Origin of the sequence: Flammeovirga sp. EKP202 (genome assembly GCF_014534745.1) — a bacterium.
Taxonomy (GTDB): domain Bacteria; phylum Bacteroidota; class Bacteroidia; order Cytophagales; family Flammeovirgaceae; genus Flammeovirga.
In genome coordinates this window covers 1-2180 of record NZ_JACVVP010000108.1, presented here as the reverse complement: position 1 = coordinate 2180, position 2180 = coordinate 1, and the positions used below count along the sequence as shown (strand labels likewise).

Sequence of the window (2180 nt, the reverse complement as noted above, 5' to 3'; positions counted from 1 at the left end):
GCTTCTCTAGAGTACAACTGGACTAAAGTAAGTGACGGATCAACGGAAAGCTCAGCGGCGGAGTTAAGCATTCCTTCAATGACAAGTGACAACTCGGACAGCTATAGATTAAATATCACTTCAACTTCTATCACTGGGCTAACCATCTTCACAAAACAAATTGACTTATTATTTACATTAGGTCAAGAAGATTCAGTGGCATTGTATAATCTATTTGTGGAGTTAGGAACTACACCTGATAAAGCAATCGAAATGCGTGATTGGGTGGATAATGACGGAAAATTAGTAGCTACTCAAATTGATAACTACGGTAGAGTGATCGACCTTGATCTTTCAAATAGAGCTTTAACTAGCTTGCCGACGAGTTTGACGATTGGAAACTTTGGTTACCTTGAAACGGTAAATCTTGCGGATAACCAATTGGAGGATGTGGCATTAACTTCATTTGATAATGCCAATGATCAGAAAACGCAGTTCAATGTTGACAATAATCTCCTATTCTTTGATGAACTTATTGAAAATAGTGAATACATCAGCAGTTATGCAGGCCAGACGTATAGCAGTGCAAATACAGAAACAGCAACAGTCACTTTTGGAGATCCTTACTCTTACGACGGTGGATTTGAAATCGCCTCTTTAGAATATAACTGGACTAAAGTAAGCGACGGATCAACGGAAAGCTCAGCAGCAGAGTTAAGCATTCCTTCAATGACTAGTGACAATGCGGACAGCTATAGATTGAATATCACTTCAACATCAATCACTGGTCTAACCATCTTCACAAAACAAATCGATCTATTATTTACATTAGGACAAGAAGATTCAGTAGCATTGTATAATCTATTCGTAGAGTTAGGCACAACGCCTGATAAAGCAATAGAAATGCGTAATTGGGTAGATAATGATGGAAAATCGGTAGCTACTCAAATTGACAACTACGGTAGAGTTATTGATTTGGACCTTTCTGATAGAGACTTAACAAGCATGCCGACGAGTCTGACGATTGAGAACTTCGGGTATTTAGAAACTGTAAACTTGTCTGATAACCAATTGGAGGATGTAGCATTGACTACTTTTGATAATGCCAATGATCAGAAAACGCAGTTCAATGTTGATAATAACCTCCTATTCTTCGACGACCTAATTGACAATAGCGAGTACATCAGCAGTTACGACGGGCAAACATTTAGCGGAGCAGATACAGAAACAGCGACAGTCACTTTCGGAGATCCTTACTCTTATGATGGTGGATTTGAAATCGCTTCTCTTGAATACAACTGGACTAAAGTTAGCGATGGATCGACGGAAAGCTCTGTTGCAGCGTTAAGTATTCCTTCAATGACTAGTGAGAATGCAGATAGTTATAGATTGAATATCACTTCAACTTCTATCACTGGTCTAACGATCTTCACAAAACAAATCGATCTATTATTTACATTAGGACAAGAAGATTCAGTAGCACTTTACAACTTGTTCGTTGAGTTAGGAACAACGCCTGACAAAGCTATTGAAATGCGTGATTGGGTGGATAATGACGGAAAATCAGTTGCTACTCAAATTGACAACTACGGTAGAGTGATCGACCTTGATCTTTCGAATAGAGATTTAACAAGCTTACCAACAAGTCTGACAATTGGAAACTTTGGTTACCTTGAAACGGTAAATCTATCTGACAACCAATTGGAGGATGTGGCATTGACTTCTTTCGATAATGCTAATGATCAGAAAACGCAGTTTAATGTTGATAATAACCTCCTATTCTTCGATGAACTGATTGAAAATAGTGAATACATCAGCAGTTATGCAGGCCAGACGTATAGCAGTGCAAATACAGAAACAGCAACAGTCACTTTCGGAGACTCTTACTCATATGATGGTGGTTTTGAAATCGCTTCTCTAGAATATAACTGGACTAAAGTTAGCGACGGATCAACGGAAAGCTCTACTTCTCTACTGAGCATTCCTTCAATGACTAGTGACAACGCAGACAGCTATAGATTAAATATCACGTCAACTTCTATCACTGGTCTAACGATCTTCACGAAGCAAATCGATCTATTATTTACATTAGGGCAAGAAGATTCAGTAGCACTATACAACTTATTCGTCGAGTTAGGTACAACGCCTGACAAAGCTATTGAAATGCGTGATTGGGTAGATAATGATGGAAAATCGGTAGC

1 protein-coding gene is annotated in these 2180 nt (G+C 38.7%); it reads left to right on the top strand.

The genetic code is table 11. The features are described from left to right. The coding region (locus IC221_RS29135; protein ID WP_188172304.1) for a hypothetical protein at window positions 1-2180 on the top strand (2180 nt) is incomplete at both ends.